Below are 22268 nucleotides of genomic sequence, written 5' to 3'. Positions count from 1 at the left end.
TATGGAATTCAGCAATCCTTTCGATAATCCGCAGGGACAGTTCGCCATTTTGCAAAATGACCAGGGGCAGTACAGCCTGTGGCCGCAGGAGTGCGAGTTGCCCACGGGCTGGCGCGTGGTGTGCGAACCGCAATCTCAGGAGGCGTGCCAGCAGTGGCTGGCGGAACAGTGGCAGACGCTTGAGCCGTCTTATTTTGCGGGGAAGCGCGCATGAACCGTCTCCCTCTTGTCGCCGCCCAGCCGGGGATCTGGATGGCAGAGCAGCTTTCCTCCCTGCCAAACGCCTGGAGCGTGGCGCACTACACCGAACTGAAAGGCGCTATCGACGCGCCGTTGCTGGCAAAAGCCATCGCAGTAGGCATGATGCAGGCCGACACCCTGCGCACGCGTTTCGCTGAGGATAACGGCGAGGTGTGGCAGTGGGTCGATGAGGCCATGATCCTGCCGGAGCCGTCCATTGTGCGCGTTAACTCCCACGACGCCGCCGTGGCGCTGATGGAGGCCGATCTCAACCAGAACCTGCGCGTCGACAGCGGTCAGCCGCTGGCGTTTCACCAGCTGATTCAGGTGGGAGAAAACCACTGGTACTGGTATCAGCGGTATCATCATCTGGTGGTAGATGGCTTCAGTTTCCCGGCCATTACCCGTCAAATCGCCGCCATTTACGCTGCGTGGCAGAAAGGTGAACCTGCGCCCGCCTCCCCGTTTACTCCGTTCGCCGAGGTGGTAGAAGAGTATCAGCGCTATCGCGACAGCGAGGCGTATCAGCGCGACGGTGCTTTCTGGACCGAACAGCGCAAACAGCTTCCTTCTCCGGTCTCGCTCTCTTCCGCGCCCCTGCCGGGACGTGCCGCCACCACCGACATCCTGCGCCTGAAAATGGCGATGGACGGCCGTGCGTTCAGCCAGCTTGCACAGGCGGCCGGACAAACGCAGCGAACCGATCTGGCGCTTGCGCTGGTGGCGCTGTGGCTGGGCCGCCTGACCGGGCGGCTGGACTACGCCGCCGGGTTTATCTTTATGCGCCGCATGGGCTCCGCCGCGCTGACCGCGACCGGACCGGTGCTCAACGTCCTGCCGCTGGCGGTGAATATTCGCCCGCACGAGAGCCTGTCGGCGCTGGCGCTGCGCCTGGCGAACCAGCTGAAAAAGATGCGCCGCCATCAGCGCTACGACGCCGAGCAGATCGTGCGCGACAGCGGGCAGGCAGCAGGGGACGAACCCTTGTTTGGTCCGGTGCTGAACGTCAAGGTGTTCGATTATCAGCTGGATATCGACTGCGTGGAGGCCATTACCCACACGCTGGCGACCGGCCCGGTGAACGATCTGGAGCTGGCGCTGTTCCCGGACGAGCAGGGCGGACTAAGCATTGAGATCCTCGCCAACAGGCAGCGTTACGACGAGGCGACGCTGAAGGGGCACGCGGCGCGGCTGAACGCAATGCTGACGCAGTTTGCCGCCAACCCGGACCTGCGCTGTGGCGACGTGGAAACCGTATCAGAGCAGGAATACGCGCGGCTGGCGCGAATCAACGATACCGGGCTGGCGCTGCCGTCCACCACGCTGGCGGATCTGGTCGCGGAGCAGGCGAGCAAAACGCCGGACGCCCCGGCGCTGGCGGATGCCCATACTGAGCTGAACTACCGCCAGATGCGCGAGCAGGTGGTCGCGCTGGCAAATCTGCTGCGCGCGCGCGGCGTGAAGCCGGGCGACAGCGTGGCGGTGGCGCTCCCGCGCTCGGTGTTCCTGACCCTGGCGCTGCACGGGATTGTTGAAGCTGGCGCCGCCTGGCTGCCGCTGGATACCGGTTACCCGGACGACCGTCTGCGGATGATGCTGGAGGACGCGAAGCCGTCGCTGCTCATTACCACCGACCAGCAGCTTCCGCGCTTTAACGATCTGCCGATCGCCACCTTTAGTTACAACACACTATTACCGGCCACCGATGCTGAACCTCTGCGCCTGGCGAAGCCGGAGCAGACCGCGTACATCATCTTTACCTCCGGTTCGACGGGACGACCAAAAGGCGTGATGGTCGGCCATACCGCCATCGTTAACCGCCTGAAGTGGATGCAGGATCATTATCCACTTCAGGCGCATGACGTGGTGGCGCAGAAAACGCCGTGCAGCTTTGACGTGTCGGTGTGGGAGTTCTGGTGGCCGTTTATCGCCGGGGCGAAGCTGGTGATGGCCGAGCCGGACGCGCACCGCGATCCGCAGGCGATGCAGAGCTTCTTCGCACAATATGGCGTAACCACCACCCACTTCGTGCCGTCGATGCTGGCGGCGTTCGCCGCCTCGCTGACGCCGGAAAACGTCGACTGTTGCAGGACGCTGAAGCAGGTGTTCTGTAGCGGCGAGGCGTTGCCGACTGCGCTGTGCCGCGAGTGGGAACAGCTCACCCATGCGCCGCTGCACAACCTCTATGGCCCGACCGAAGCGGCGGTGGACGTCAGCTGGTATCCGGCGTACGGCCCCGAGCTGGCGGCGGTGGAAGGGAACAGCGTGCCGATCGGCTTCCCGGTGTGGAATACGGGGCTGCGCATTCTGGACGCGATGATGCGCCCGGTGCCGTTCGGCGTGGCGGGGGATCTGTATCTCACCGGCATCCAGCTGGCGCAGGGGTATCTGGGACGCCCCGACCTTACCGCCAGCCGCTTTATCGCCGATCCGTTTGCCCCCGGCGAGCGGATGTATCGCACCGGGGACGTTGCCCGCTGGCTGGACAACGGCGCGGTAGAATATCTGGGCCGCAGCGATGACCAGTTAAAAATCCGCGGACAGCGTATCGAACTGGGCGAAATCGATCGGGCGATGCTCGCGCTGCCGGATGTGGCCCAGGCCGTGGCGCACGCCTGCGTGTTCAACCAGGCAGCGGCGACGGGTGGCGATGCCCGCCAGCTGGTGGGGTACGTTGTCTCCGAATCCGGCTTACCGCTGGATCGCGACGCGCTGCTAGCATCACTCAAAGCCCAGCTGCCGCCACATATGGTGCCGGTGGTGCTGCTGCAAATCAGCGCGCTGCCGTTAAGCGCCAACGGCAAGCTGGATCGCAAGGCGTTGCCGCTGCCGGAGCTGACCAGCAAAACCTCTGGTCGCGCGCCTGAGACACAAACCGAAGTCGCCGTGGCGCAGGCGTTTTCTGCCCTGCTGGGCTGCGCAGTGAACGATATCGAATCCGATTTCTTTGCCCTCGGCGGCCACTCGCTGCTGGCGATGCGCCTCGCGGCTCAGCTCAGCCGTGCGTTCAGCCGTAAGGTCACGCCGGGCCAGATTATGGTCGCCTCGACGGTGAGTAAGCTTAGCGCCCTGCTGGACTCGCAGATGAGCGACGAGCAGGCGCAGCGTCTGGGGTATGAAACTGTTCTCCCGCTGCGTGAAAGCAACGGCCCGACGCTGTTCTGCTTCCATCCGGCATCCGGCTTTGCCTGGCAGTTTAGCGTCCTGGCGCGCTACCTCAGCCCGCGCTGGTCAATCGTCGGCATTCAGTCTCCCCGGCCTGAGGGGCCGATGGAGCAGTGTGCGGATCTCGATGCGGTGATCGAACATCATCTGAACACGTTGCGTAAGCAACAGCCTCAGGGGCCGTATTATCTGTTCGGCTATTCCCTCGGCGGCACGCTGGCGCAGGGCATTGCGGCGCGTCTGCGCGAGCAGGGTGAAAACGTAGCGTTCCTCGGCCTGCTGGATACCTGGCCGCCGGAAACCCAGAACTGGGCGGAGAAAGAGGCCAATGGCCTCGATCCGGAGGTGCTGGCGGAAATTGAGCGCGAGCGTCAGGCGTTTATCGCCGCCCAGCAGGGGCAAGGTTCCAGCGAGCTGTTTAACGCTATTGAAGGCAACTACGCCGATGCGGTGCGGCTGCTCACCACCGCGCATAGTTCACGGTTCGACGGTAAAGCGACGCTGTTTGTCGCCGAACGCACGCGAACCCTGGATCCGCAGGCCGCGTGGGCGCCGTGGGTGGGTGAGCTGGAGGTGTACAGCCAGGACTGCGCCCACGTGGATATTATTTCACCGCAGGCGTTTGAGAAGATTGGGCCGGTACTGAAGGAAATTTTAGAATAGTGCAAATGCCCCTCACCCTAACCCTCTCCCACGGGGAGAGGGGATGGTTTGCTCCCTCTCCCTGTGGGAGAGGGCCGGGGTGAGGGCATCAGACCGCACGCTTGCCCAACGGCACCACCAGCGGCGTACCCGCCACCGGATCGTCAATAATCATGCAGCGCATGCCGTAGATCCGCGCGATCAGATCCGGCGTCACAATCTCCTTCGGCGCGCCCTGCGCCACAATCTCGCCGTCGCGCAGCGCAATCAGATGCGTCGCGTAGCGGCACGCCTGATTTAAGTCGTGCAGCACTGCCGCCAGGGTGTACCCCTGCGTGCGGTTCAGTTCGCTCAGCAGCTCCAGCAGATCAATCTGATGGCTGATATCGAGCCAGGTTGTCGGCTCGTCCAGCAGCATAATCGAGGTTTCCTGCGCCAGTACCATTGCAATCCAGGCGCGCTGGCGCTGTCCGCCGGAGAGAGTATCGACGCTTTGTTGGGCCAGATTGGTGATGCCCGTAGCCTGCATCGCGCGCTTCACCGCCTCGTCGTCCTCCTTGCGCCAGCGGGTAAACAGCGGCTGGTGCGGGTAGCGCCCGCGGGAGACCAGCTCCTGCACGGTGATATCCCCCGGCGTGGTGGCGTTTTGCGCCAGCAGGCCAATTCGGCGCGCCACCTCTTTGCTGGCGAAGCGCTGGATCTGCTCCCCGTCGAGGAACACGCTACCCTCAACCGGCGACATCAGGCGGCTCAGCGTGCGCAGCAGGGTCGATTTGCCGCAACCGTTCGGGCCGATAATGGCGGTGAAGTGGCCGTCCGGAATGGACACGGATAAATCCCGGGCAATGATTTTTTTGCCGTAGCCGAGGGTCAAGTTTTCGCCGCGCAAGCGGAATGTTGAATCTGTCATTTCTTGCGTGACTCCTGAACGAGCAAGACGATGAGGTAAATCCCGCCGAGGCTGACGGTCACCACGCCCACCGGCAGTTGATAAGGCATAAACAGCTGCTGAGCGCAGAGATCGGCGGCCAGCAGTAACAATGCGCCGCACAGCGCCGCCTGGGTTAATCCCCAGCGCGCGGTACCGCTAAGACGCCGCGCGATATGCGGGGCTACGAGGGCAATAAACGAGATCGGTCCGGCGATGGCGGTAGACGCTGCGGTCAGCAAGACCGCCACCAGCATCAGCATCAGGCGCGAGCGCTCTACGCTCACGCCCAGCGCGCAGGCGCTGTCGTCGCCCATCTCCAGCAGCCGCATGCGCCTGACCAGCAGCAACGCGCCAATAAACATCAGCAAAATCAGCGGCGCGGCGGGCCAGGTTTTTCCCCACGTCAGACCGTTGAGGGAGCCGGCGTACCACAGCCCGGCGGAGAGCGCGGTTTCCAGCGATGCCTGTAGCAGAAGCCAGGTGTTGAACGCCATCAGCATCGCACGGATGCCGATCCCGATGATGATCAGACGGAAGGTGTCGATGCCGTTGCGCCAGGCCAGGGCCCAGATAAGCAGGGAGGTGAGAATGCCGCCCGCCATCGCCGTAAAGGTAATGGCCGTAAGATGCTGCCCGAACAGCACCATCGCCACCAGCACGCCGCTCCACGCGCCGGTATTCAGGCCCATCACGTCCGGGCTCCCGAGGGGGTTACGCATCAGCGACTGGAATATCGCGCCGCTGACGCCAAGCGCCGCGCCCACCAGGATCGCCATCGCCACGCGCGGCAGTCGCCATTCGGTGACCACCATGGTGATGTTACGCGGCGCGCTGCCGCTGAGAGCGTGAAAGACCTGCGCGAAATCAAGCGTTACGGCACCGCTTTGCAGGCTCCAGACCGCCAGCAGCAGACTGGCGACGACCAGCAGGGCGACGCTGGTAAGTAAACGACGGGACGGGGCCATCATGCGCCACCCCCGCGTCTGCGTCGAACCAGGAAGATCAGCACCGGCGCGCCGATAAAGGCGCTGACCACCGAGACGCGCAGTTCACCCGGCACCAGCAGGCGGCCCAGTACGTCAGCAAAGAGCAGCAGGGCAGGGGTCGCCAGCAGCGTGACCGGCAGCGACCAGCGGTGATCCGCCCCCACCAGCCAGCGCGCCATGTGCGGCATCATCAGGCCGATAAAGGCAATCGGCCCGACCACGGCGGTCGCGCTGCCGCAGAGCACGGTAATGGCGAGTAGCCCCGTCAGCTGCGTGCGCGCCACACGGTTGCCGAGGGCGGTCGCGGTATCGCTGCCGAGGCTCAGGCTGTTCAGCGCCCGGCTTAAACAGAGCGCCACGGCGGCAGCGACGATCGTCGGGATCACCACCACCTTTAAGGTTTCAAGGGTACGAATATCCAGCGAACCCGCCTGCCAGAAGCGCAGCTGGTCATACACGTCCGGGTTGAGCAGGGCGATGCCGTTGGACAAGCCTTCCAGTACCGCCGCGAGCGCTACGCCCGCCAGCGTTAAGCGTACCGGGCTGAGCTGGCCGCCGCCCTGGCTGCCGGTAAACGCCACCACCAGCGAGGCCGCCAGCGCGCCGCAAAAAGCCATCATCAGCTGTTCAGAGGGGGACGTAAATCCAAACAGCGCTGCGCCGAGCACGATGGCAAAGCTGGCGCCGGAGTTAACGCCGAGAATGCCGGGGTCCGCCAGCGGGTTGCGGGTGAGGGTTTGCATCAGGGCACCGGCAAGGCCGAGCGCACCGCCAGCCAGCAATCCGGCAAGGGTGCGGGGCAGGCGAGCGTCGAGCACGATGGTGCAGTCGGCGCTCTGACAGGTACCGGATAGCGCATCGACAATAACGGACGCGGGCAGCGGTTTTGCGCCGACCAGCAGGCTGAGTGCAATCGCAAGGATTAGCAGTAGCAATAAAACGGGCACGGCAAGGGCGCGCACCGCAGAAGAGGAAAACGACATAGCAACATCCATGATTTGATAATGATAGTGATTATCGTTATCTATCTTATTTGGCTATGTTAGCATGTGCGCCCATGGAATGGGTAGAAATAGACTCAAGGCTTTGTCATGAATCAAAAATCCTGGCTGCTTAACCTCAGCCTGCTCAAAACACACCCGGCGTATCGCGCCGTTTTTATCGCTCGCTTTATCTCCATTTTGTCCCTCGGTCTGCTTGGTGTGGCCGTACCGGTGCAAATCCAGACCATGACTCACTCCAGCTGGCTGGTAGGGTTATCCGTCACCTTAACCGGCGGGGCGATGTTTATCGGCTTGATGGTGGGCGGCGTGCTGGCGGACCGCTACGAGCGTAAAAAGCTGATCCTGCTGGCGCGCGGCACCTGCGGGGTGGGCTTTGTCGGGCTGTGTCTGAACGCCATGCTGCCGGAGCCGTCGCTGGTGGCCATTTACGTGCTGGGATTGTGGGACGGCTTTTTTGCTTCGTTAGGCGTGACGGCGCTGCTGGCGGCCACGCCCGCGCTGGTCGGGCGCGAGAACCTGATGCAGGCGGGGGCGATCACCATGCTCACCGTACGTCTCGGCTCGGTGATTTCGCCGATGGTGGGCGGTCTGTTGCTGGCGACCGGCAACGTGGCGTGGAACTACGGCCTTGCCGCGGCGGGAACGTTTATTACCACCCTGACGCTACTGCGTCTGCCGCTCCTGCCACCCCCGCCGCAGCCGCGCGAGCATCCGCTGAAGTCCCTGATGGCCGCGATTCGTTTCCTGTTCAGCAACCCATTGATTGGCGGCATTGCGCTGCTCGGCGGCCTGCTGACGATGGCGAGCGCCGTGCGCGTGCTGTATCCGGCGCTGGCGGGTGAGTGGCAGATGAGCGCCTCAGAGATTGGCGTGCTGTACGCCGCCATTCCGCTCGGTGCGGCCTTCGGGGCGCTGACCAGCGGCAACCTGGCGCAGAGCGCGAGACCGGGGTTGATCATGCTGGTGGCGACGCTGGCCTCGTTTATCGCCATTGGTTGCTTTAGCCTGATGCCGGTGTGGGCGCTGGGGGTGATGTGTCTGGTGATTTTCGGCTGGCTGAGCGCGGTCAGCTCTCTTTTACAGTACACCCTGATCCAGACCCAGACGCCGGAAGGGATGCTCGGGCGCATTAACGGCCTGTGGACGGCGCAGAACGTCACGGGCGATGCGATTGGCGCGGCGATCCTCGGCGGGCTGGGGGCGATAATGACCCCGGTGGCGTCGGCGAGCAGCAGCGGGTTTGTGTTAGCCGTTGTTGGCGTGATTTTACTGGCGGTTCTGGTGGAGTTGCGTCGGTTCAGGCAGACCCTGTAGGTCGGGTAAGGCGTAGCCGCCACCCGACAAAACGCCCGGTGGCGCTGCGCTTACCGGGCCTACGGGGAACGTGCCACTTATTTAAAAATTGAATTCAAACGCTGCAACACCAACATCGCGCTGTAATAATCCAGGCGGAACGTCTCGGTTCCTAATGCCCAGACGCGCTTGTTCTTCACCGACGGCAGATGCGCCAGCAGCGGGTTGGCGTAAATCGCGTCCACGTCTTTCTGATCGCCGGCAAACACGAACAGCCCTTCGCCGTTCAGCCCCGTCGCCAGGTTTTCACCCCCTAACTGGATAATGTCGTGGCGTTTGCCCTGACTTTTTGAGGTGTGCAACCCGGCAGGCACGTCGGCCAGCGTAAAGCCCAACTGGTGCAAAAGCTTGCCCTGCGCGGAGTCTGTCGTCCACAGGTTCGCCGTGTGCGCCGCGGCGGTGTAGACGATGGCGTTCACCGGCTGTGGCGGCAGCTTCATCTGCTGTTTCACCTTGGCGAGCTGTTTGTCGAAGGCAGCGATGCGCTCTGCGGCCTGTGTCTCCTGCCCGGTGATCGTCCCCAGTTGGGTCAGCAGTTCCTGCCAGCTTTTGTCGTCGTAGTTAATGATAAGCGTCGGCGCGATGGCGGAAAGCTGATCGTAGAGCGCCAGCGCGGAATCCCCGCCGGTGGCGCTGATCAAAATCAGGTCCGGCATCTGGGCCGCGACGGCTTCGGCGCTCGGCTCGCCGATGTACAGCCGGGCAACCTTACGCTGTTTGGCGATATCGCCCCACTGACGCAGGAAGCCCTGCGCATCCGCCACGCGGTTGTTTGGCGTGGTCGCGCCGCTGGCAATGACCGGCGCGTCAATGGCCAGCAGGGAGCCGGTTAAGGTCACGCTGGTGGAGACAATGCGCGTCGGTTTGCTCTCAAGCGTGTGAACGCCGCGGCTGTCGGTGACCTGGCGCGGCCAGTCGGCGGCGAGGGCTGAGGTTAGTCCTAAAACAAAAAGTCCTGTTAAAAGAAGGGCATTGCGGCAAACGGCAGCGATTTTCACAGAGCGGCATCCTGATTTTATTGAAGATAATGCTTCTCATTTTCAGGGCTGTAGGGAAGGGATGCAAGCGTTTGTCGCACAAGTTATTTGCCCGACGGTTGACAGCGGGGCGATGTGGGATTAGGTTAGCCGACGAAAATATAAATGATAATCATTATTGCTTCTTTTATCATTTTAAGGAGGATGATATGGACACGTCCCTGGCTGAGGAAGTTCAGCACACCGCGACAACGCTGCAATCAGACAGCTTTTTCTTTATGTCGCCTTACCGCAGTTTTACCACGTCCGGCTGTTTTGCCCGTTTTTCTGAACCCGCCGTCGGCGGTGACGATCCGGCGGGTCCCTTTCAGCAGAAATTAGCTCAGGCTTTCCGGAATGCGAAAAACAGCGGCATTGCCCATCCGGTGATGGTAGGGGCGATCCCCTTCGATACCCGCAAACCGTCATCGCTGTTTATTCCACAACGCTGGCAAACCTTCTCCCGCCCGGCGCGTCAGCAGTCCGCACGTTATGCCTCCGGCGCGCAGACGCTGAACGTGCAACAGCGCACCGAGATCCCGTCACAGCCGGTTTTCGAGGAGATGGTTGCTCGCGCCGCGTCGCTCACCGCTACGCCGCAGGTGAATAAGGTGGTGCTGTCGCGCCTGATTGATATCGCTACCGACAAACAGATCGATAGCAGCGCGCTGATGGAGCGTCTTATCGCCCAGAACCCGGCGAGCTTTAACTTCCACGTACCGCTGGAAGACGGCGGCGTGCTGCTGGGCGCCAGCCCGGAACTGCTGCTGCGCAAAGAGGGCGCGCACTTTAGCTCGCTGCCGCTGGCAGGCTCTGCGCGCCGTCAGCCGGACGATGTGCTGGATCGCGAAGCGGGCACTAAGCTGCTGGCCTCCGAAAAAGACCGCCACGAGCACGATCTGGTCACGCAGGCGATGAAAACCATTCTGGAACCGCGTAGCCATCATCTGAGCATGCCAGTTTCCCCGCAGCTCATCACCACCCCGACGCTGTGGCATCTGGCCACGCCGGTAGAAGGTGAGGCACGTGAAAACGAGAACGCCCTGACGCTGGCCTGCCTGCTGCACCCGACGCCCGCGCTGAGCGGCTTCCCGCATCAGGCGGCAAAAGAGCTGATTGCCGAGCTGGAGCCGTTCGACCGCGAGCTGTTCGGCGGCATCGTCGGCTGGTGCGACAGCGAAGGTAACGGCGAGTGGGTGGTAACTATCCGCTGCGCGCGGCTGCATCAAAATACCGTTCGCCTGTTTGCTGGCGCGGGCATTGTGCCTGCCTCCTCCCCGGTCGGCGAGTGGCGCGAGACGGGCGTGAAGCTCTCCACCATGCTCAACGTGTTTGGTTTGCACTAAGGAATACTCATGACCATCCCTTTTACCCGCTGGCCTGAGGAGTTTGCCCGCCGCTACCGTGAAAAAGGCTACTGGCAGGATCTGCCGCTGACCCACATCCTGACGGACCATGCGGACAGCGATACGGTCGCGATAATTGACGGCGATCGCCGCATCACCTACCGCGCGTTTAATCAGGCGGTGACGAATCTGGCGTCCTCCCTTCAGGCGCAGGGGCTGCATCGCGGTGAGACCGCGCTGGTGCAGCTTGGCAACGTGGCCGAGTTCTACATCACCTTCTTCGCGCTACTGCAAATCGGCGTCGCGCCGGTCAACGCGCTCTTTAGCCATCAGCGCAGTGAACTCAACGCCTACGCGGAGCAGATCAAACCCGCCGTGCTGATTGCCGATCGCGACCACGCGCTGTTCTCGGGCGACGATTTTCTCAACACCTTTGTGGATGCGCATCGCTCGGTACGCGTTGTGCTGCTGCGTGGCGATAAGGGCGAACATGCGCTGGAGGCGGCGATTGCGCGCCCGGCGGACAATTTCATCCCGAACCCGACGCCCGCCGACGAAGTGGCGTTCTTCCAGCTCTCCGGCGGCAGCACCGGCACGCCGAAGCTGATCCCGCGCACGCATAACGATTACGACTACAGCATCCGTCGCAGCAACGAAATCTGCGGTATCACTGCGCACACCCGCTATCTGAACGCGCTTCCCGCGGCGCACAACTACGCCATGAGCTCGCCAGGATCGTTAGGCGTTTTCACGGCGGGTGGCTGCGTGGTGCTGGCGAACGATCCGAGCGCCACGCTCTGCTTCCCGCTGATTGAGCAGCATCAGATAAACGTCACCTCGCTGGTGCCGCCCGCGGTCAGCCTGTGGTTGCAGGCGATTGCCGACGGCGCGGGGAACGCCCAGCTGAAATCCCTCAGGCTGCTCCAGGTGGGCGGCGCACGCCTCTCCGCCACGCTTGCGGCGCGCATTCCGGCGGAAATTGGCTGCCAGCTTCAGCAGGTATTTGGCATGGCGGAAGGGCTGGTGAACTATACCGCCCTCGACGATGCGCCGGAGCGCATCATCAATACCCAGGGTCGCCCGATGTGCCCGGACGATGAAGTGTGGGTGGCGGACGAGGACGGCAACCCGCTGCCGCGCGGGGAGGTCGGGCGTCTGATGACGCGCGGCCCTTACACCTTCCGCGGCTATTTCAACAGCCCGGACCACAACGCCAGCGCCTTCGATGCCAACGGCTTCTACTGCTCGGGCGATCTGATCGCCATCGATGAGCAGGGTTACATCACCGTGCAGGGGCGCGAGAAAGATCAGATCAACCGCGGTGGCGAGAAGATCGCCGCCGAAGAGATCGAAAACCTGCTGCTGCGCCACGACGCGGTGATCCACGCCGCGCTGGTGAGCATGGAGGACAGCCTGCTGGGCGAAAAAAGCTGCGCGTACCTGGTGGTGAAACAGCCGCTGCGCGCGGTGGAGGTGCGCCGCTTCCTGCGCGAGCAGGGCGTTGCCGAATTTAAGCTGCCGGACCGCGTGGAGAGCGTGGATGCGCTTCCGCTCACGCCGGTCGGCAAAGTTGATAAGAAACAGTTGCGCCTGTGGCTTGCTGAACGCGCCCGGGGCTGAGGAACAGAGAATGGCTATTCCAAAATTAACCGCATATGCGCTGCCAACCGCCGCCGAACTGCCGACCAGTAAAGTAAGCTGGGCGTTTGAACCGGAGCGCGCCGCGCTGCTGATCCACGATATGCAGGAGTACTTCCTGAATTTCTGGGGCGAAAATAGCGACATGATGCAGCAGGTGGTGGCGAACATCGCTAAACTGCGCGCGTACTGCAAAGAGCACAATATTCCGGTGTACTACACCGCGCAGCCGAAAGATCAGAGCGATGAAGACCGCGCCCTGCTGAACGATATGTGGGGGCCGGGTCTGACTCGCTCACCGGAGCAGCAGCGCATCGTCGCTGAGCTGACCCCGGACGAAGCGGACACCGTGCTGGTGAAGTGGCGCTACAGCGCGTTTCACCGCTCCCCGCTGGAGCAGATGCTGAAAGAGACCGGCCGCAACCAGCTTTTGATCACCGGCGTGTACGCCCACATCGGCTGCATGACCACCGCCACCGACGCCTTTATGCGCGACATCAAACCGTTCTTTATCGCCGACGCGCTGGCGGATTTCACCCGCGACGAGCACCTGATGTCGCTGAAATACGTGGCAGGACGTTCGGGCCGCGTGGTGATGACCGACGAGTTGCTGCCGTCTGTTCCGGCAACGAAAGCCGCGCTGCGTGAGCTGATCCTGCCGCTGCTGGACGAGTCCGACGAGCCGATGGATGACGAAAACCTGATCGACTACGGTCTGGATTCAGTACGGATGATGGCGCTGGCCGCCCGCTGGCGCAAAGTGCACGGCGACATTGATTTCGTGATGCTGGCAAAAAATCCGACCCTCGACGCCTGGTGGGCGCTGCTCTCCCGCGAGGTGAAGTGATGGCTTTTGATTTTACCGGTAAAACCGTCTGGGTGACGGGCGCGGGTAAGGGCATTGGCTATGCGACCGCGCTGGCATTTGTGGAGGCCGGGGCGCAGGTGACCGGGTTCGATCTGGCTTTCCCTCACGGCGAATATCCGTTTGCCACCGAAACGCTGGACGTGGCGGATGCGGCGCAGGCGAGTGATGTCTGTGGGCGTTTGCTCAGCAGCCTTGAGCGGCTCGACGTGCTGGTTAACGCGGCGGGCATTCTGCGTATGGGCGCGACGGATCAGCTTTCGCAGGAGGACTGGCAGCAGACCTTTGCGGTCAACGTCGGCGGCGCGTTCAACCTGTTCCAGCAGACGATGGGCCAGTTCCGTCGTCAGCAGGGCGGGGCAATTGTGACCGTAGCCTCTGACGCGGCGCACACGCCGCGCATCGGCATGAGCGCCTACGGCGCGTCGAAAGCGGCGCTGAAAAGCCTGGCGCTGACCGTCGGGCTGGAGCTGGCGGGCAGCGGCGTACGCTGTAACCTGGTGTCGCCGGGTTCTACGGATACCGACATGCAGCGCACGTTGTGGACCAGCGATAATGCGGAACAGCGGCGCATTCGCGGCTTCGGCGAGCAGTTCAAACTCGGCATTCCGCTCGGTAAAATTGCCCGTCCGCAGGAGATTGCCGCGACCGTGCTGTTCCTGGCATCCGATGCCGCCAGCCATATCACCTTGCAGGATATCGTGGTGGACGGCGGCTCCACGCTGGGGGCGTAATGATCTGGAAACGTCATTTATCCCTCGACGAACTGAATGCCACTAGCCAGAACACGATGGTGGAACACCTTGGCATCGTCTATACCCGCCTCGGGGACGATACGCTGGAAGCGGAGATGCCGGTGGATGCGCGCACCCACCAGCCGTTTGGCCTGCTGCACGGCGGTGCGTCGGCGGCGCTGGCGGAAACGCTGGGGTCGATGGCCGGTTTTCTGATGACCCGCGACGGGCAGAATGTGGTGGGCACGGAACTGAACGCTACGCACCACCGCGCGGTCTCTCACGGTAAGGTGCGCGGCGTATGTCAGCCGCTGCATCTGGGCCGCTCCAGTCAGAGCTGGGAGATTGTGGTGTTCGACGAGCAGGGGCGGCGGTGCTGTACGTGTCGGTTGAGTACGATGGTGCTGGGTTAGATTGTGCGGCGGGAGTGCCGGGTGGCGGCTTCGCCTTACCCGGCCTACGAAACATGCAGGCCCGGTAAGCGAAGCGCCACCCGGCGGTTGTTACAACATCGATACCACCCGCTTCAACAGCCGAACTCGCGGCGCAATGGACGCTTTATCCAGCCATTCCGCCGGGCTGTGGAACCCGGCGCCAACCGGCCCGAAGCCGTCAAGCGTGGGGATGCCGAGCGCGGCGGTGTGGTTGGCGTCGCTGCCGCCGCCGACTGCCTGCCAGGTAATGTCGATGCCTTCCGCTTTACCCGCCGCTTCAACCTGCTGCATCAGCGCCTGCGTCGCGTCGCTCGCGGCCATCGCCGGTTTGTGATTAACCCGCGTCAGCGTGGTGGTCACGCCGTCTAAAAAGCCTTGTTCACATAACAACTCCAGCGCCTGGTTCACCCGGTCATACTCGTCGTTTTCCCAGAAGCGAACGTCCAGTTCTGCCACAGCGCTGTCCGCGACCACGTTCGCCGCGCTGCCGCCCTGAATCACGCCGACGTTAAGTGTAGTGCCGCGATCCCAGTCCGTCAGCGCATTGATGGCGATAACGCTCTTTGCCAGCGCGGTGATCGCCGAGCGGCCTTTTTCCGGGTCATTGCCCGCGTGTGCCGCCACGCCGCAAAAGGTGAGGTGATAGCCCGCCATCCCTTTACGCGCTTTCACCAGCGAACCGTCGGCGCGGGCGGCTTCGCACACCAGCACGCAGCGGGAACGCTTAGCCAGCTCGCCAATCCACTCATGGGAATGGACAGATCCGGTCTCTTCGTCCGGGTTCATCGCAACGGCAATCGCGAGACGATCGTTGTCTGCGGCGTCAAGCGCGCGCATTGCCCACAAAATATTCAGAAGTCCGCTCTTCATATCCGAGACGCCGGGGCCGTACAGGCGGGTTTCATCCTCGCTCAGCGGACGCGCGGCCACGGTGCCGGCGGGAAATACGGTATCCAGATGCCCGACCAGCAGCACGTCGAACCGTTCCGCCTGCGGCTTGTTACTGACGAAGACGCCGGGCCCCACCTTGTCGCCCAGGTTCACCTGCTCCGTATGCCAGCCTTCGCGCTGCCACAGTTGCTGCATGATGCCTGCAACAGCGGCGACGCCGTCAATCGTCTGGGTGCCGCAGTCTACGTTCACCAGGGTTTTCAGCTCTTCGATATAATGGTCAAGGTTCATGTTCACGTCCTGTTCAGAGAATAATGCGCATCAGCAGCATGGCTAAGAAAGCGTTGACCACCGAGAGGGCGATCATCAGCGGAATACGTTTGGCGCGGGTGCCAATCACCCCCAGAATGCGGCCCAGGTACTGCACCTGCGAGCCCATCAGGTAGATGGCGGGCGCCAGGATCGCCAGGTGCTCGCCGGTGAGGATGCCTTTATCAAACAGGCCGATGGCAACGCCGATCCCGCCGCCCATCGACATCCAGCCGCCAATCAGCACGGCGGCCGCTTCGCCCGGCAGGCCAAACAGGCCCATCAGCGGGGAGAAGATCGTGCCCAGCCCTTTCAGCGCGCCGGTAATTTCCAGCGCCTTGATGATGATAAAGGCCATCACCACGTTGGGCAGCGTGCTGCTGGTGGCAATGCTCCAGCCTTTGCGCGCGCCTTCGATAAACACATCGGTAATGACGGGATTGGACTGTGGGGCACTCATGCGGCGTCTCCTTTATGGGTAAACGTCAGGATCAGGCGCAGCAGATTGGCGCCGACAATTTTCATGATAAACATCACCGCGATACAGGCCCCGATGGAGGTGGGCACCGCCGCCGTGCCGTCAACGGCGAGCAGCGTGAAGAGGATCGCCCCGGAAGAGAAAAAGTTGGTGATCATCGCCCCGGCGGAGAACTGGAACATGGCGAAAACGTCTTTCTCTTTTTCGCTGATTTGCCCTTCATCAGAGAGATTACGGGTAAGCGACGCGCCCACGTCGGTACTTTGCAGGCTGCCAATCAGCGCCAGCCCGGTGGTGCCAGGGATCCCCAATAGCGGGCGCAGCAGAGGAGTTAAGAGTTTTCGCGCGGCACGCAGGGCGCCATAGTGCTCCAGCACGTTGATCATCCCCAGGGCGAACATCACCGCGGGAATTAAACCGAGCGCGAAGAGAAACCCGTCCATCGCGCCGCTGCCGCCGGTGCCGCGAAAGGCGCTGCTGGCTGTGGTTAACGTACCGTCATCCAGACTGGCTTTGCTGACCACTTTGCCAAATGCGCCGTTGAGGGTGGTGAAATCAAAGACGCCGTACCACTCTTGTCCGCCTAACAGACCCGAGAAGAAAACGGCTGCAAACGCCAGCGCGAAGTACGCGCCCGGCCCGACCTGACTATCCTGAGGTACTGAACTGTTCATATCCTTTTCCTTGTATGCACGCGATTGCGCAGGATCATTCTGGCGAGGTTATGGCCAAAAAAAATGATACAAATCATTCCGTAAGGCGGTGTCTGGCCGAAAAAGGTAAAAGTGTGAACGGTGACGCTACGAAAGTGATCGGCTTAACAATGTGGTGTAAATGTCTGGTTTGACCACGCATTATTGCGTTTCAAAGTTGTTAAATTTTATCCGTTGTTCTAGAAACAAAATGTAACATCTCACTGTTTCACAACAACGGATAACCATTATGAACAACTCAGGGAAATACCTTATATGGGCAGGGCTCTCCGTTGTGGGAGCCTTTGCCCTGGGCTACATCGCCCTCAACCGGGGGGAGCAGATCAATGCGCTCTGGATCGTGGTCGCCTCCGTCTGCATTTATCTGATCGCATACCGTTTTTATGGCCGTTATATCGCGAAGACGGTACTGGGCGTAGACGGCACGCGCATGACGCCGGCCGTGCGTCATAACGATGGTCTGGACTACGTGCCGACCGATAAAAAAGTGCTGTTCGGTCACCATTTCGCGGCGATTGCCGGGGCAGGCCCGCTGGTGGGGCCGGTACTGGCGGCGCAGATGGGCTATCTGCCGGGGATGATCTGGATCCTCGCGGGGGTGGTGCTGGCGGGCGCGGTGCAGGACTTCATGGTGCTGTTCGTCTCCACCCGTCGCGACGGTCGTTCGCTGGGTGAGCTGGTGAAAGAGGAGATGGGGGCAACTGCCGGGGTGATTGCGCTGGTGGCGACCTTTATGATCATGGTCATCATCCTCGCGGTACTGGCGATGATTGTGGTGAAAGCCTTGACCCACAGCCCGTGGGGAACCTATACCGTCGCCTTCACCATTCCGCTGGCGCTGTTCATGGGGATCTACATTCGCTATCTGCGTCCGGGACGCATTGGTGAAGTTTCAGTCATTGGCCTGGTGTTCCTGGTGTTTGCTATTATCTCCGGTGGCTGGGTGGCGGAAAGCCCGACCTGGGCACCGTTCTTCGACTTCACCGGCGTGCAGCTGACCTGGATGCTGGTGGGCTACGGCTTCGTGGCGGCGGTGCTGCCGGTATGGCTCCTGCTGGCCCCGCGTGACTACCTCTCTACGTTCCTGAAAATTGGTACCATCGTCGGGCTGGCGATCGGCATTCTGATTATGCGCCCGACCCTGACCATGCCTGCCCTGACCAAATTCATTGACGGCACCGGCCCGGTCTGGACCGGCAATCTGTTCCCGTTCCTGTTTATCACCATCGCCTGTGGGGCAGTGTCTGGCTTCCATGCGCTTATCGCCTCCGGGACCACGCCGAAGATGCTGGCGAATGAAAATCAGGCCTGCCTGATTGGCTATGGCGGCATGCTGATGGAATCCTTCGTGGCGATTATGGCGCTTGTCTCGGCCTGTATTATCGACCCGGGCGTGTACTTCGCGATGAACAGCCCGATGGCGGTACTGGCCCCGGCCGGCACTGTTGACGTGGTCGCCTCTGCTGCGCAGGTGGTGAGCGGCTGGGGCTTTGCGATTACCCCTGAAACGTTGACGCATATCGCTAACGAGGTCGGCGAGCAGTCGATTATCTCCCGTGCGGGCGGGGCGCCGACGCTGGCGGTGGGTATGGCCTACATCCTGCACGGTGCGCTGGGCGGGCTGATGGATGTCTCGTTCTGGTATCACTTCGCCATTCTGTTCGAGGCGCTGTTTATCCTGACGGCGGTGGATGCCGGTACGCGCGCGGCGCGCTTTATGTTGCAGGATCTGCTGGGGGTGATCTCCCCGAATCTGAAACGTACCGATTCACTCCCGGCTAACCTGCTGGCGACGGCACTGTGCGTGCTGGCGTGGGGCTACTTCCTGCATCAGGGCGTGGTCGATCCGCTGGGCGGCATTAACACCCTGTGGCCGCTGTTCGGTATCGCCAACCAGATGCTGGCGGGCATGGCGCTGATGCTTTGTGCCGTAGTCCTGTTCAAGATGAAGCGCCAGCGTTACGCATGGGTGGCGCTGGTGCCAACGGCGTGGCTGCTGATCTGTACCCTGACAGCAGGCTGGCAGAAAGCCTTCAGCCCGGACAACAAGGTGGGCTTCCTGGCCATTGCCAACAAGTTCCAGGCGATGATCGACAGCGGCAAGATCCCGGCGCAGTACACCGAATCTCAGCTGTCCCAGCTGGTGTTTAACAACCGTCTGGACGCCGGGCTGACCATCTTCTTTATGGTGGTGGTTGTGGTGCTGGCGTTGTATTCTCTGAAAACCGCGCTGGCGGCGTTGAAAGTCGACACGCCAACGGCGAAAGAGACGCCGTATGAGCCAATGCCTGAGAACCTGGACGAGATTGTCACCCAGGCGAAAGGGGCGCATTAACCCGTGTGCCGGGTGGCGGCTTCGCCTTACCCGGCCTACATTTCTTATCCTCCCTCTCCCTCCGGGAGAGGGCCGGGGTGAGGGAAACAAACGAGAAACTGACTATGTTCGACACCCTTTCCAAAGCAGGTAAATACCTGGGCCAGGCCGCTAAAATGATGATTGGCGTGCCGGATTACGACAACTACGTCGAGCATATGCGCGTCAACCACCCGGATCAGACGCCAATGACCTACGAAGAGTTTTTCCGCGACCGCCAGGACGCCCGTTACGGCGGCAAGGGCGGGGCGAAGTGCTGTTAACCCTCTTTTGGTAAATAGAGGCTGATCTGCTCCTGTTTACAGCCGTAAATTGCCGCCAGCTTTTCGCGGGTGCGCTTTTGCGGTCGGGAGTCCAGCGCCTCCAGCTGTGACACGGCGGACTGACTGATGCCAAGCTTCTCCGCCACCTCCTGCTGGGACATACCGCGTAAAATGCGCCAGGCGGCCTGTAGGCTGACGTTCTCGTTATGCATGATGTCGCACACTTCACCCGGTAAACCTACGTTATCGTAGATGTCTGATTCGTAAGGGATGTCTTCCCAGTCGTTTTCATCATCGTCATCGTACTCAAGCATGGCTAAACGCATGCGAAAATATTCACCGTAGGGTATGACAACATACTGTTTTTTTCCTTCTTCATCCTTGATGAACTGAATAGTCATATTCCGTATGCTCCTCATGAAGGTAGGTAGTGGTTGTCCGGCGTTTTACTGCCACTACGTAGCAGATATCACCCGGCGGATCCCCGAAGGTGTAAATGACCCTGTAATCACCTAATCGCAACCTGTAGTGGTTTTCGGGAGAAGATAATTTCTTGATATCCGCGACAGGTGATGTTTTATCGTCCATCTTCTCCAGCCTGAATTTAATGCGGTTCTGATATCGAGGATCGATTTTAGAAAACTGCTTCTCTGCTGTTTTAGACCAGACAATCTTCATCCGTACCTCCACTGTACGCCCACACAAAACATAAGGAAATAATAAGACTATTAGATAAATTCCGAATTTCTTATGGGGTACTGTAGAGCGGAGAAAAACCGCGAGAAAGCGGCAAAACGCGAATCGTCGAGGCGACTCGAACAGGCCTCTGCCGGGCGACAGAGGCATACAGTAAATTTGCGATCAGGCGTTCAGACCGCCGTCCACATCCAGACCGGCGCCGGAAATTTGCCCCGCAGCCGGGCTGGCGAGGAAGGTGACCGCCGCTGCGATATCCTCCGGCTGGCCGTAATGACCAAGCGCGATCATCCGGCGCTGGGCTTCCGCCTGCTCGCCGTCTTCCGGGTTCATATCGCTGTTGGTCGGGCCGGGATGAACCAGGTTGACGGTAATGCCGCGCGGGCCTAAATCGCGGGCCAGACCTCGGGTAAGGGAGTTTAGGGCCGATTTGGTCATCGAGTAGACGGCGATCCCCGGCTGCGCCACGCGGTTCGCCAGACAGCTGCCGATGTTGATGATGCGTCCGCCGTCAGACATATGCACCAGCGCTTCCTGAATGGCGATCACCACGCCGCGGATATTGACGTTGATCAGAGCGTCGATGTCCGCCAGGGTCATGGACTCCAGCGGGCCGCCGCGTGCAATCCCGGCGTTATTGACCAGAATATCCAGCCCGCCGAGGGAGCGCGCCGCCTGCGTGACCGCATCCTGAATCGCCTGCGCGCTGGCGCTGTCGGCCTGAATCGCCTCGCCGTGTCGCCCCAGCGCGTTGATTTCATCGACGACCTGCTGGGCTTTATCGACGGATTTTTCGTAGGTGATAACCACATCGGCACCGGCGCGTGCCAGCGACAGCGCAATCGCCCGACCCAGCCCACGACTGGCGCCGGTGACCAGCGCCTTTTTACCTGTTAAATCGATCTGCATGATGACCTCGTTGTAAGAGTGGAGAGAATCATCATTAGGTATAGCCCGTCGGCGCGATTAACGGCTGAAGGATTCCACCTTCTCAAACGCGGCGCGCAGAACGTCAGGGCTTAACGTAATCGGTAAAAAGTGAATCGACTCCACCGGGCGCAGGGTGTGAGCAATGACCTTGTCCAGCTCGTCGCGGTTATGGATATCGACCTCCAGCGCGCGAAGCGTGGTCGGCAGGTTAAAACGCTGGTATGCCGCCACCAGCTGCGTCAGCACGTCCTCCTGACCGAGCAGGGCGCTCTGCACCAGAATGCCGTAGGCCACCTTGGTGCCGTGGAGGTATTTTTCCGTCTGCGGCAGCACGGTTAAGCCGTTGTGCACCGCATGTGCCGCCGCCACGCGGGTATAGCGTTCGCCCAGACCGCCGACCATACCGCCACCGGCGATAACGGCGTCCACCACGTCCCGAAACGCCTGCGTCTGGTCGCCGCGCTGCTGGTCGGCCAGCGCCTCTTCGCTGCGCTCCAGCAGCACGTCGCGGATCGCCAGCGCACCGTTCAGGCCAAGACGCACGGTCAGCGGCAGGTTTTCCGGTTCAGGGGCGAGTACCGCCGCTTCGTACCACTTCGCCAGCGTATCGCCGATGCCTGCCAACAGGTATTCCGCCGGGGCGTTAAGGATGATTTGCGGCTCCACCAGCACCAGATAGTTGGCGTCGTCAAAAATCTCAAACTGTAGCGCCTGCCCGGCATCGTTGTACCACACGGAGAGCGGGGTCCACGCCGCGCAGGTGGCGGCGATGGTGGGAATGCCCACGAACGGCACGCCCAGACGACGCGCCACGGCCTTGACGGTATCCATTACCGCACCGCCGCCCACGCCAATCACCACGCTGGCTTCACCACCCGACGCGTTCACCAGATGAGTGACGTCACGCTCGCTGCAATGGCCCTTAAACAGCAGATGTTTTGCCCCCGTTGCGTTAAAACTCTGCGGCAGATAAGGGCGTGCGCCCTCGATAGCCCGCTCGCCGTAGATCCACACCGCGCGGGAAAGCTGTTCCGGAGTAAAGAAATCATCCAGGTGCGCAAGGCTTCCCGGATGAGAGAAGTAGTTCGCCGGGCCGGGCACGACGCGGATATTGGTGTTGCTCATGAAGTTGTCCTTTTTTAGCAAGCGCTAACCCGATGTTATGTCTGGACATCCGGATGGCTAATAATATTTCGCTTTATCTTATGCCTTTTCCGTCGTTGTCAGTCAACCGGAGCTGTGAAAAATTCGCTAAATCAG

21 protein-coding genes are annotated in these 22268 nt (G+C 61.4%); 10 read left to right on the top strand and 11 right to left on the bottom strand.

Features of this window, described 5'->3' with window-relative positions:
- Position 1 precedes the first annotated feature (1 nt).
- Both AC4OVS_RS16450 and entF read left to right on the top strand, forming a co-directional pair.
- A complete protein-coding gene (locus tag AC4OVS_RS16450) occupies positions 2 to 214 on the top strand; it encodes an MbtH family protein (RefSeq protein ID WP_022647374.1) in 213 nt (70 codons plus the stop codon).
- Entirely contained in the window at positions 211 to 4068 is a 3858-nt protein-coding gene (gene entF / locus AC4OVS_RS16445; protein WP_491922572.1) for an enterobactin non-ribosomal peptide synthetase EntF, read from the top strand. Before AC4OVS_RS16450 ends, entF begins: the two co-directional genes overlap by 4 nt.
- Positions 4069 to 4156: 88 nt before the next feature.
- Here the strand turns inward: entF and fepC are convergent, their stop codons facing one another.
- The 3 genes from fepC to fepD are packed head-to-tail and all read right to left on the bottom strand — an operon-like array spanning position 4157 to position 6947.
- Entirely contained in the window at positions 4157 to 4957 is an 801-nt protein-coding gene (gene fepC, locus AC4OVS_RS16440) for an iron-enterobactin ABC transporter ATP-binding protein (protein ID WP_023299555.1), read from the bottom strand.
- The gene (gene fepG, locus AC4OVS_RS16435) at positions 4954 to 5943 is read right to left on the bottom strand and encodes an iron-enterobactin ABC transporter permease (RefSeq protein WP_074129344.1); all 990 of its coding nucleotides are present in this window, start codon (positions 5941 to 5943) and stop codon (positions 4954 to 4956) included. The genes fepC and fepG overlap by 4 nt, the downstream gene beginning before the upstream one ends.
- Complete coding sequence (fepD, locus tag AC4OVS_RS16430; protein ID WP_022647378.1) at positions 5943 to 6947, bottom strand: Fe(3+)-siderophore ABC transporter permease; 1005 nt, start codon at positions 6945 to 6947, stop codon at positions 5943 to 5945. The genes fepG and fepD overlap by 1 nt, the downstream gene beginning before the upstream one ends.
- A 108-nt stretch (positions 6948 to 7055) precedes the next feature.
- Between fepD and entS the strand changes: the two genes are divergently transcribed.
- Complete coding sequence (entS, locus tag AC4OVS_RS16425; RefSeq protein WP_046618940.1) at positions 7056 to 8282, top strand: enterobactin transporter EntS; 1227 nt, start codon at positions 7056 to 7058, stop codon at positions 8280 to 8282.
- 77 nt (positions 8283 to 8359) lie between these two features.
- On the opposite strand, the gene fepB is transcribed toward entS, so the two are convergent.
- On the bottom strand, positions 8360 to 9319 hold the full coding sequence (gene fepB, locus AC4OVS_RS16420) for a Fe2+-enterobactin ABC transporter substrate-binding protein (RefSeq protein WP_032676374.1): 960 nt from the start codon (positions 9317 to 9319) through the stop codon (positions 8360 to 8362).
- Positions 9320 to 9507: 188 nt separating this feature from the next.
- Between fepB and entC the strand changes: the two genes are divergently transcribed.
- The 5 genes from entC to entH are packed head-to-tail and all read left to right on the top strand — an operon-like array spanning position 9508 to position 14333.
- The gene (entC, locus tag AC4OVS_RS16415) at positions 9508 to 10683 is read left to right on the top strand and encodes an isochorismate synthase EntC (RefSeq protein WP_491922571.1); all 1176 of its coding nucleotides are present in this window, start codon (positions 9508 to 9510) and stop codon (positions 10681 to 10683) included.
- Between the two features lie 9 nt (positions 10684 to 10692).
- Entirely contained in the window at positions 10693 to 12303 is a 1611-nt protein-coding gene (gene entE, locus AC4OVS_RS16410; protein ID WP_023305662.1) for a (2,3-dihydroxybenzoyl)adenylate synthase EntE, read from the top strand.
- A gap of 10 nt (positions 12304 to 12313) precedes the next feature.
- Positions 12314 to 13168: an isochorismatase gene (locus AC4OVS_RS16405; RefSeq protein ID WP_022647383.1), complete on the top strand. Its 855-nt coding sequence runs from the start codon at positions 12314 to 12316 to the stop codon at positions 13166 to 13168.
- Positions 13168 to 13920 carry a 2,3-dihydro-2,3-dihydroxybenzoate dehydrogenase EntA gene (gene entA, locus AC4OVS_RS16400; RefSeq protein WP_491922570.1) on the top strand — a complete coding sequence of 251 codons (753 nt, stop codon included), beginning with the start codon at positions 13168 to 13170 and terminating at the stop codon, positions 13918 to 13920. Before AC4OVS_RS16405 ends, entA begins: the two co-directional genes overlap by 1 nt.
- On the top strand, positions 13920 to 14333 hold the full coding sequence (gene entH, locus AC4OVS_RS16395) for a proofreading thioesterase EntH (RefSeq protein ID WP_022647384.1): 414 nt from the start codon (positions 13920 to 13922) through the stop codon (positions 14331 to 14333). Before entA ends, entH begins: the two co-directional genes overlap by 1 nt.
- 90 nt (positions 14334 to 14423) lie before the next feature.
- Here entH and AC4OVS_RS16390 read toward each other — a convergent pair whose 3' ends face one another.
- Genes AC4OVS_RS16390 through AC4OVS_RS16380 form a run of 3 tightly spaced genes read right to left on the bottom strand, consistent with a single transcriptional unit; the run spans position 14424 to position 16706 of the window.
- A complete protein-coding gene (locus tag AC4OVS_RS16390) occupies positions 14424 to 15536 on the bottom strand; it encodes a M20 family metallopeptidase (protein WP_491922569.1) in 1113 nt (370 codons plus the stop codon).
- 13 nt (positions 15537 to 15549) lie between these two features.
- Entirely contained in the window at positions 15550 to 16014 is a 465-nt protein-coding gene (locus tag AC4OVS_RS16385; RefSeq protein WP_023305665.1) for a YjiG family protein, read from the bottom strand.
- The gene (locus AC4OVS_RS16380; protein WP_022647389.1) at positions 16011 to 16706 is read right to left on the bottom strand and encodes a nucleoside recognition domain-containing protein; all 696 of its coding nucleotides are present in this window, start codon (positions 16704 to 16706) and stop codon (positions 16011 to 16013) included. Before AC4OVS_RS16380 ends, AC4OVS_RS16385 begins: the two co-directional genes overlap by 4 nt.
- 268 nt (positions 16707 to 16974) lie before the next feature.
- On the opposite strand from AC4OVS_RS16380, the gene cstA reads away from it, so the two are divergent.
- Together cstA and AC4OVS_RS16370 are read left to right on the top strand one after the other, a co-directional pair.
- Positions 16975 to 19080 carry a pyruvate/proton symporter CstA gene (cstA, locus tag AC4OVS_RS16375; RefSeq protein WP_038415638.1) on the top strand — a complete coding sequence of 702 codons (2106 nt, stop codon included), beginning with the start codon at positions 16975 to 16977 and terminating at the stop codon, positions 19078 to 19080.
- A 104-nt stretch (positions 19081 to 19184) separates the two neighbouring features.
- Entirely contained in the window at positions 19185 to 19382 is a 198-nt protein-coding gene (locus AC4OVS_RS16370; RefSeq protein ID WP_006809671.1) for a YbdD/YjiX family protein, read from the top strand.
- Here the strand turns inward: AC4OVS_RS16370 and AC4OVS_RS16365 are convergent.
- From AC4OVS_RS16365 to AC4OVS_RS16350, 4 genes are all read right to left on the bottom strand, one after another.
- Entirely contained in the window at positions 19379 to 19783 is a 405-nt protein-coding gene (locus tag AC4OVS_RS16365) for a helix-turn-helix domain-containing protein (RefSeq protein WP_022647392.1), read from the bottom strand. The genes AC4OVS_RS16370 and AC4OVS_RS16365 overlap by 4 nt on opposite strands.
- Complete coding sequence (locus tag AC4OVS_RS16360; protein WP_022647393.1) at positions 19758 to 20060, bottom strand: type II toxin-antitoxin system RelE family toxin; 303 nt, start codon at positions 20058 to 20060, stop codon at positions 19758 to 19760. The genes AC4OVS_RS16365 and AC4OVS_RS16360 overlap by 26 nt, the downstream gene beginning before the upstream one ends.
- A 183-nt stretch (positions 20061 to 20243) precedes the next feature.
- On the bottom strand, positions 20244 to 20987 hold the full coding sequence (locus AC4OVS_RS16355) for an SDR family NAD(P)-dependent oxidoreductase (protein ID WP_038415642.1): 744 nt from the start codon (positions 20985 to 20987) through the stop codon (positions 20244 to 20246).
- A gap of 57 nt (positions 20988 to 21044) precedes the next feature.
- Positions 21045 to 22133, bottom strand: a complete 1089-nt coding sequence (locus AC4OVS_RS16350) for an oxidoreductase (RefSeq protein ID WP_063150844.1) — start codon at positions 22131 to 22133, stop codon at positions 21045 to 21047.
- Positions 22134 to 22268: the final 135 nt, after the last annotated feature.

This window comes from Enterobacter sp. 4974935 (assembly GCF_058661735.1).
This window is presented reverse-complemented; position numbering and strand designations above follow the sequence as displayed.

Bases quoted from the DNA above. Each gene is read 5' to 3' on its own strand.
- AC4OVS_RS16450 (WP_022647374.1), top strand. From the start codon at position 2: ATGGAATTCAGCAATCCTTTCGATAATCCGCAGGGACAGTTCGCCATT.
- entF (WP_491922572.1), top strand. From the start codon at position 211: ATGAACCGTCTCCCTCTTGTCGCCGCCCAGCCGGGGATCTGGATGGCA.
- fepC (WP_023299555.1), bottom strand. From the start codon at position 4,957: ATGACAGATTCAACATTCCGCTTGCGCGGCGAAAACTTGACCCTCGGC.
- fepG (WP_074129344.1), bottom strand. From the start codon at position 5,943: ATGGCCCCGTCCCGTCGTTTACTTACCAGCGTCGCCCTGCTGGTCGTC.
- fepD (WP_022647378.1), bottom strand. From the start codon at position 6,947: ATGTCGTTTTCCTCTTCTGCGGTGCGCGCCCTTGCCGTGCCCGTTTTA.
- entS (WP_046618940.1), top strand. From the start codon at position 7,056: ATGAATCAAAAATCCTGGCTGCTTAACCTCAGCCTGCTCAAAACACAC.
- entC (WP_491922571.1), top strand. From the start codon at position 9,508: ATGGACACGTCCCTGGCTGAGGAAGTTCAGCACACCGCGACAACGCTG.
- entE (WP_023305662.1), top strand. From the start codon at position 10,693: ATGACCATCCCTTTTACCCGCTGGCCTGAGGAGTTTGCCCGCCGCTAC.
- AC4OVS_RS16405 (WP_022647383.1), top strand. From the start codon at position 12,314: ATGGCTATTCCAAAATTAACCGCATATGCGCTGCCAACCGCCGCCGAA.
- entA (WP_491922570.1), top strand. From the start codon at position 13,168: ATGGCTTTTGATTTTACCGGTAAAACCGTCTGGGTGACGGGCGCGGGT.
- entH (WP_022647384.1), top strand. From the start codon at position 13,920: ATGATCTGGAAACGTCATTTATCCCTCGACGAACTGAATGCCACTAGC.
- AC4OVS_RS16390 (WP_491922569.1), bottom strand. From the start codon at position 15,536: ATGAACCTTGACCATTATATCGAAGAGCTGAAAACCCTGGTGAACGTA.
- AC4OVS_RS16385 (WP_023305665.1), bottom strand. From the start codon at position 16,014: ATGAGTGCCCCACAGTCCAATCCCGTCATTACCGATGTGTTTATCGAA.
- AC4OVS_RS16380 (WP_022647389.1), bottom strand. From the start codon at position 16,706: ATGAACAGTTCAGTACCTCAGGATAGTCAGGTCGGGCCGGGCGCGTAC.
- cstA (WP_038415638.1), top strand. From the start codon at position 16,975: ATGAACAACTCAGGGAAATACCTTATATGGGCAGGGCTCTCCGTTGTG.
- AC4OVS_RS16370 (WP_006809671.1), top strand. From the start codon at position 19,185: ATGTTCGACACCCTTTCCAAAGCAGGTAAATACCTGGGCCAGGCCGCT.
- AC4OVS_RS16365 (WP_022647392.1), bottom strand. From the start codon at position 19,783: ATGACTATTCAGTTCATCAAGGATGAAGAAGGAAAAAAACAGTATGTT.
- AC4OVS_RS16360 (WP_022647393.1), bottom strand. From the start codon at position 20,060: ATGAAGATTGTCTGGTCTAAAACAGCAGAGAAGCAGTTTTCTAAAATC.
- AC4OVS_RS16355 (WP_038415642.1), bottom strand. From the start codon at position 20,987: ATGCAGATCGATTTAACAGGTAAAAAGGCGCTGGTCACCGGCGCCAGT.
- AC4OVS_RS16350 (WP_063150844.1), bottom strand. From the start codon at position 22,133: ATGAGCAACACCAATATCCGCGTCGTGCCCGGCCCGGCGAACTACTTC.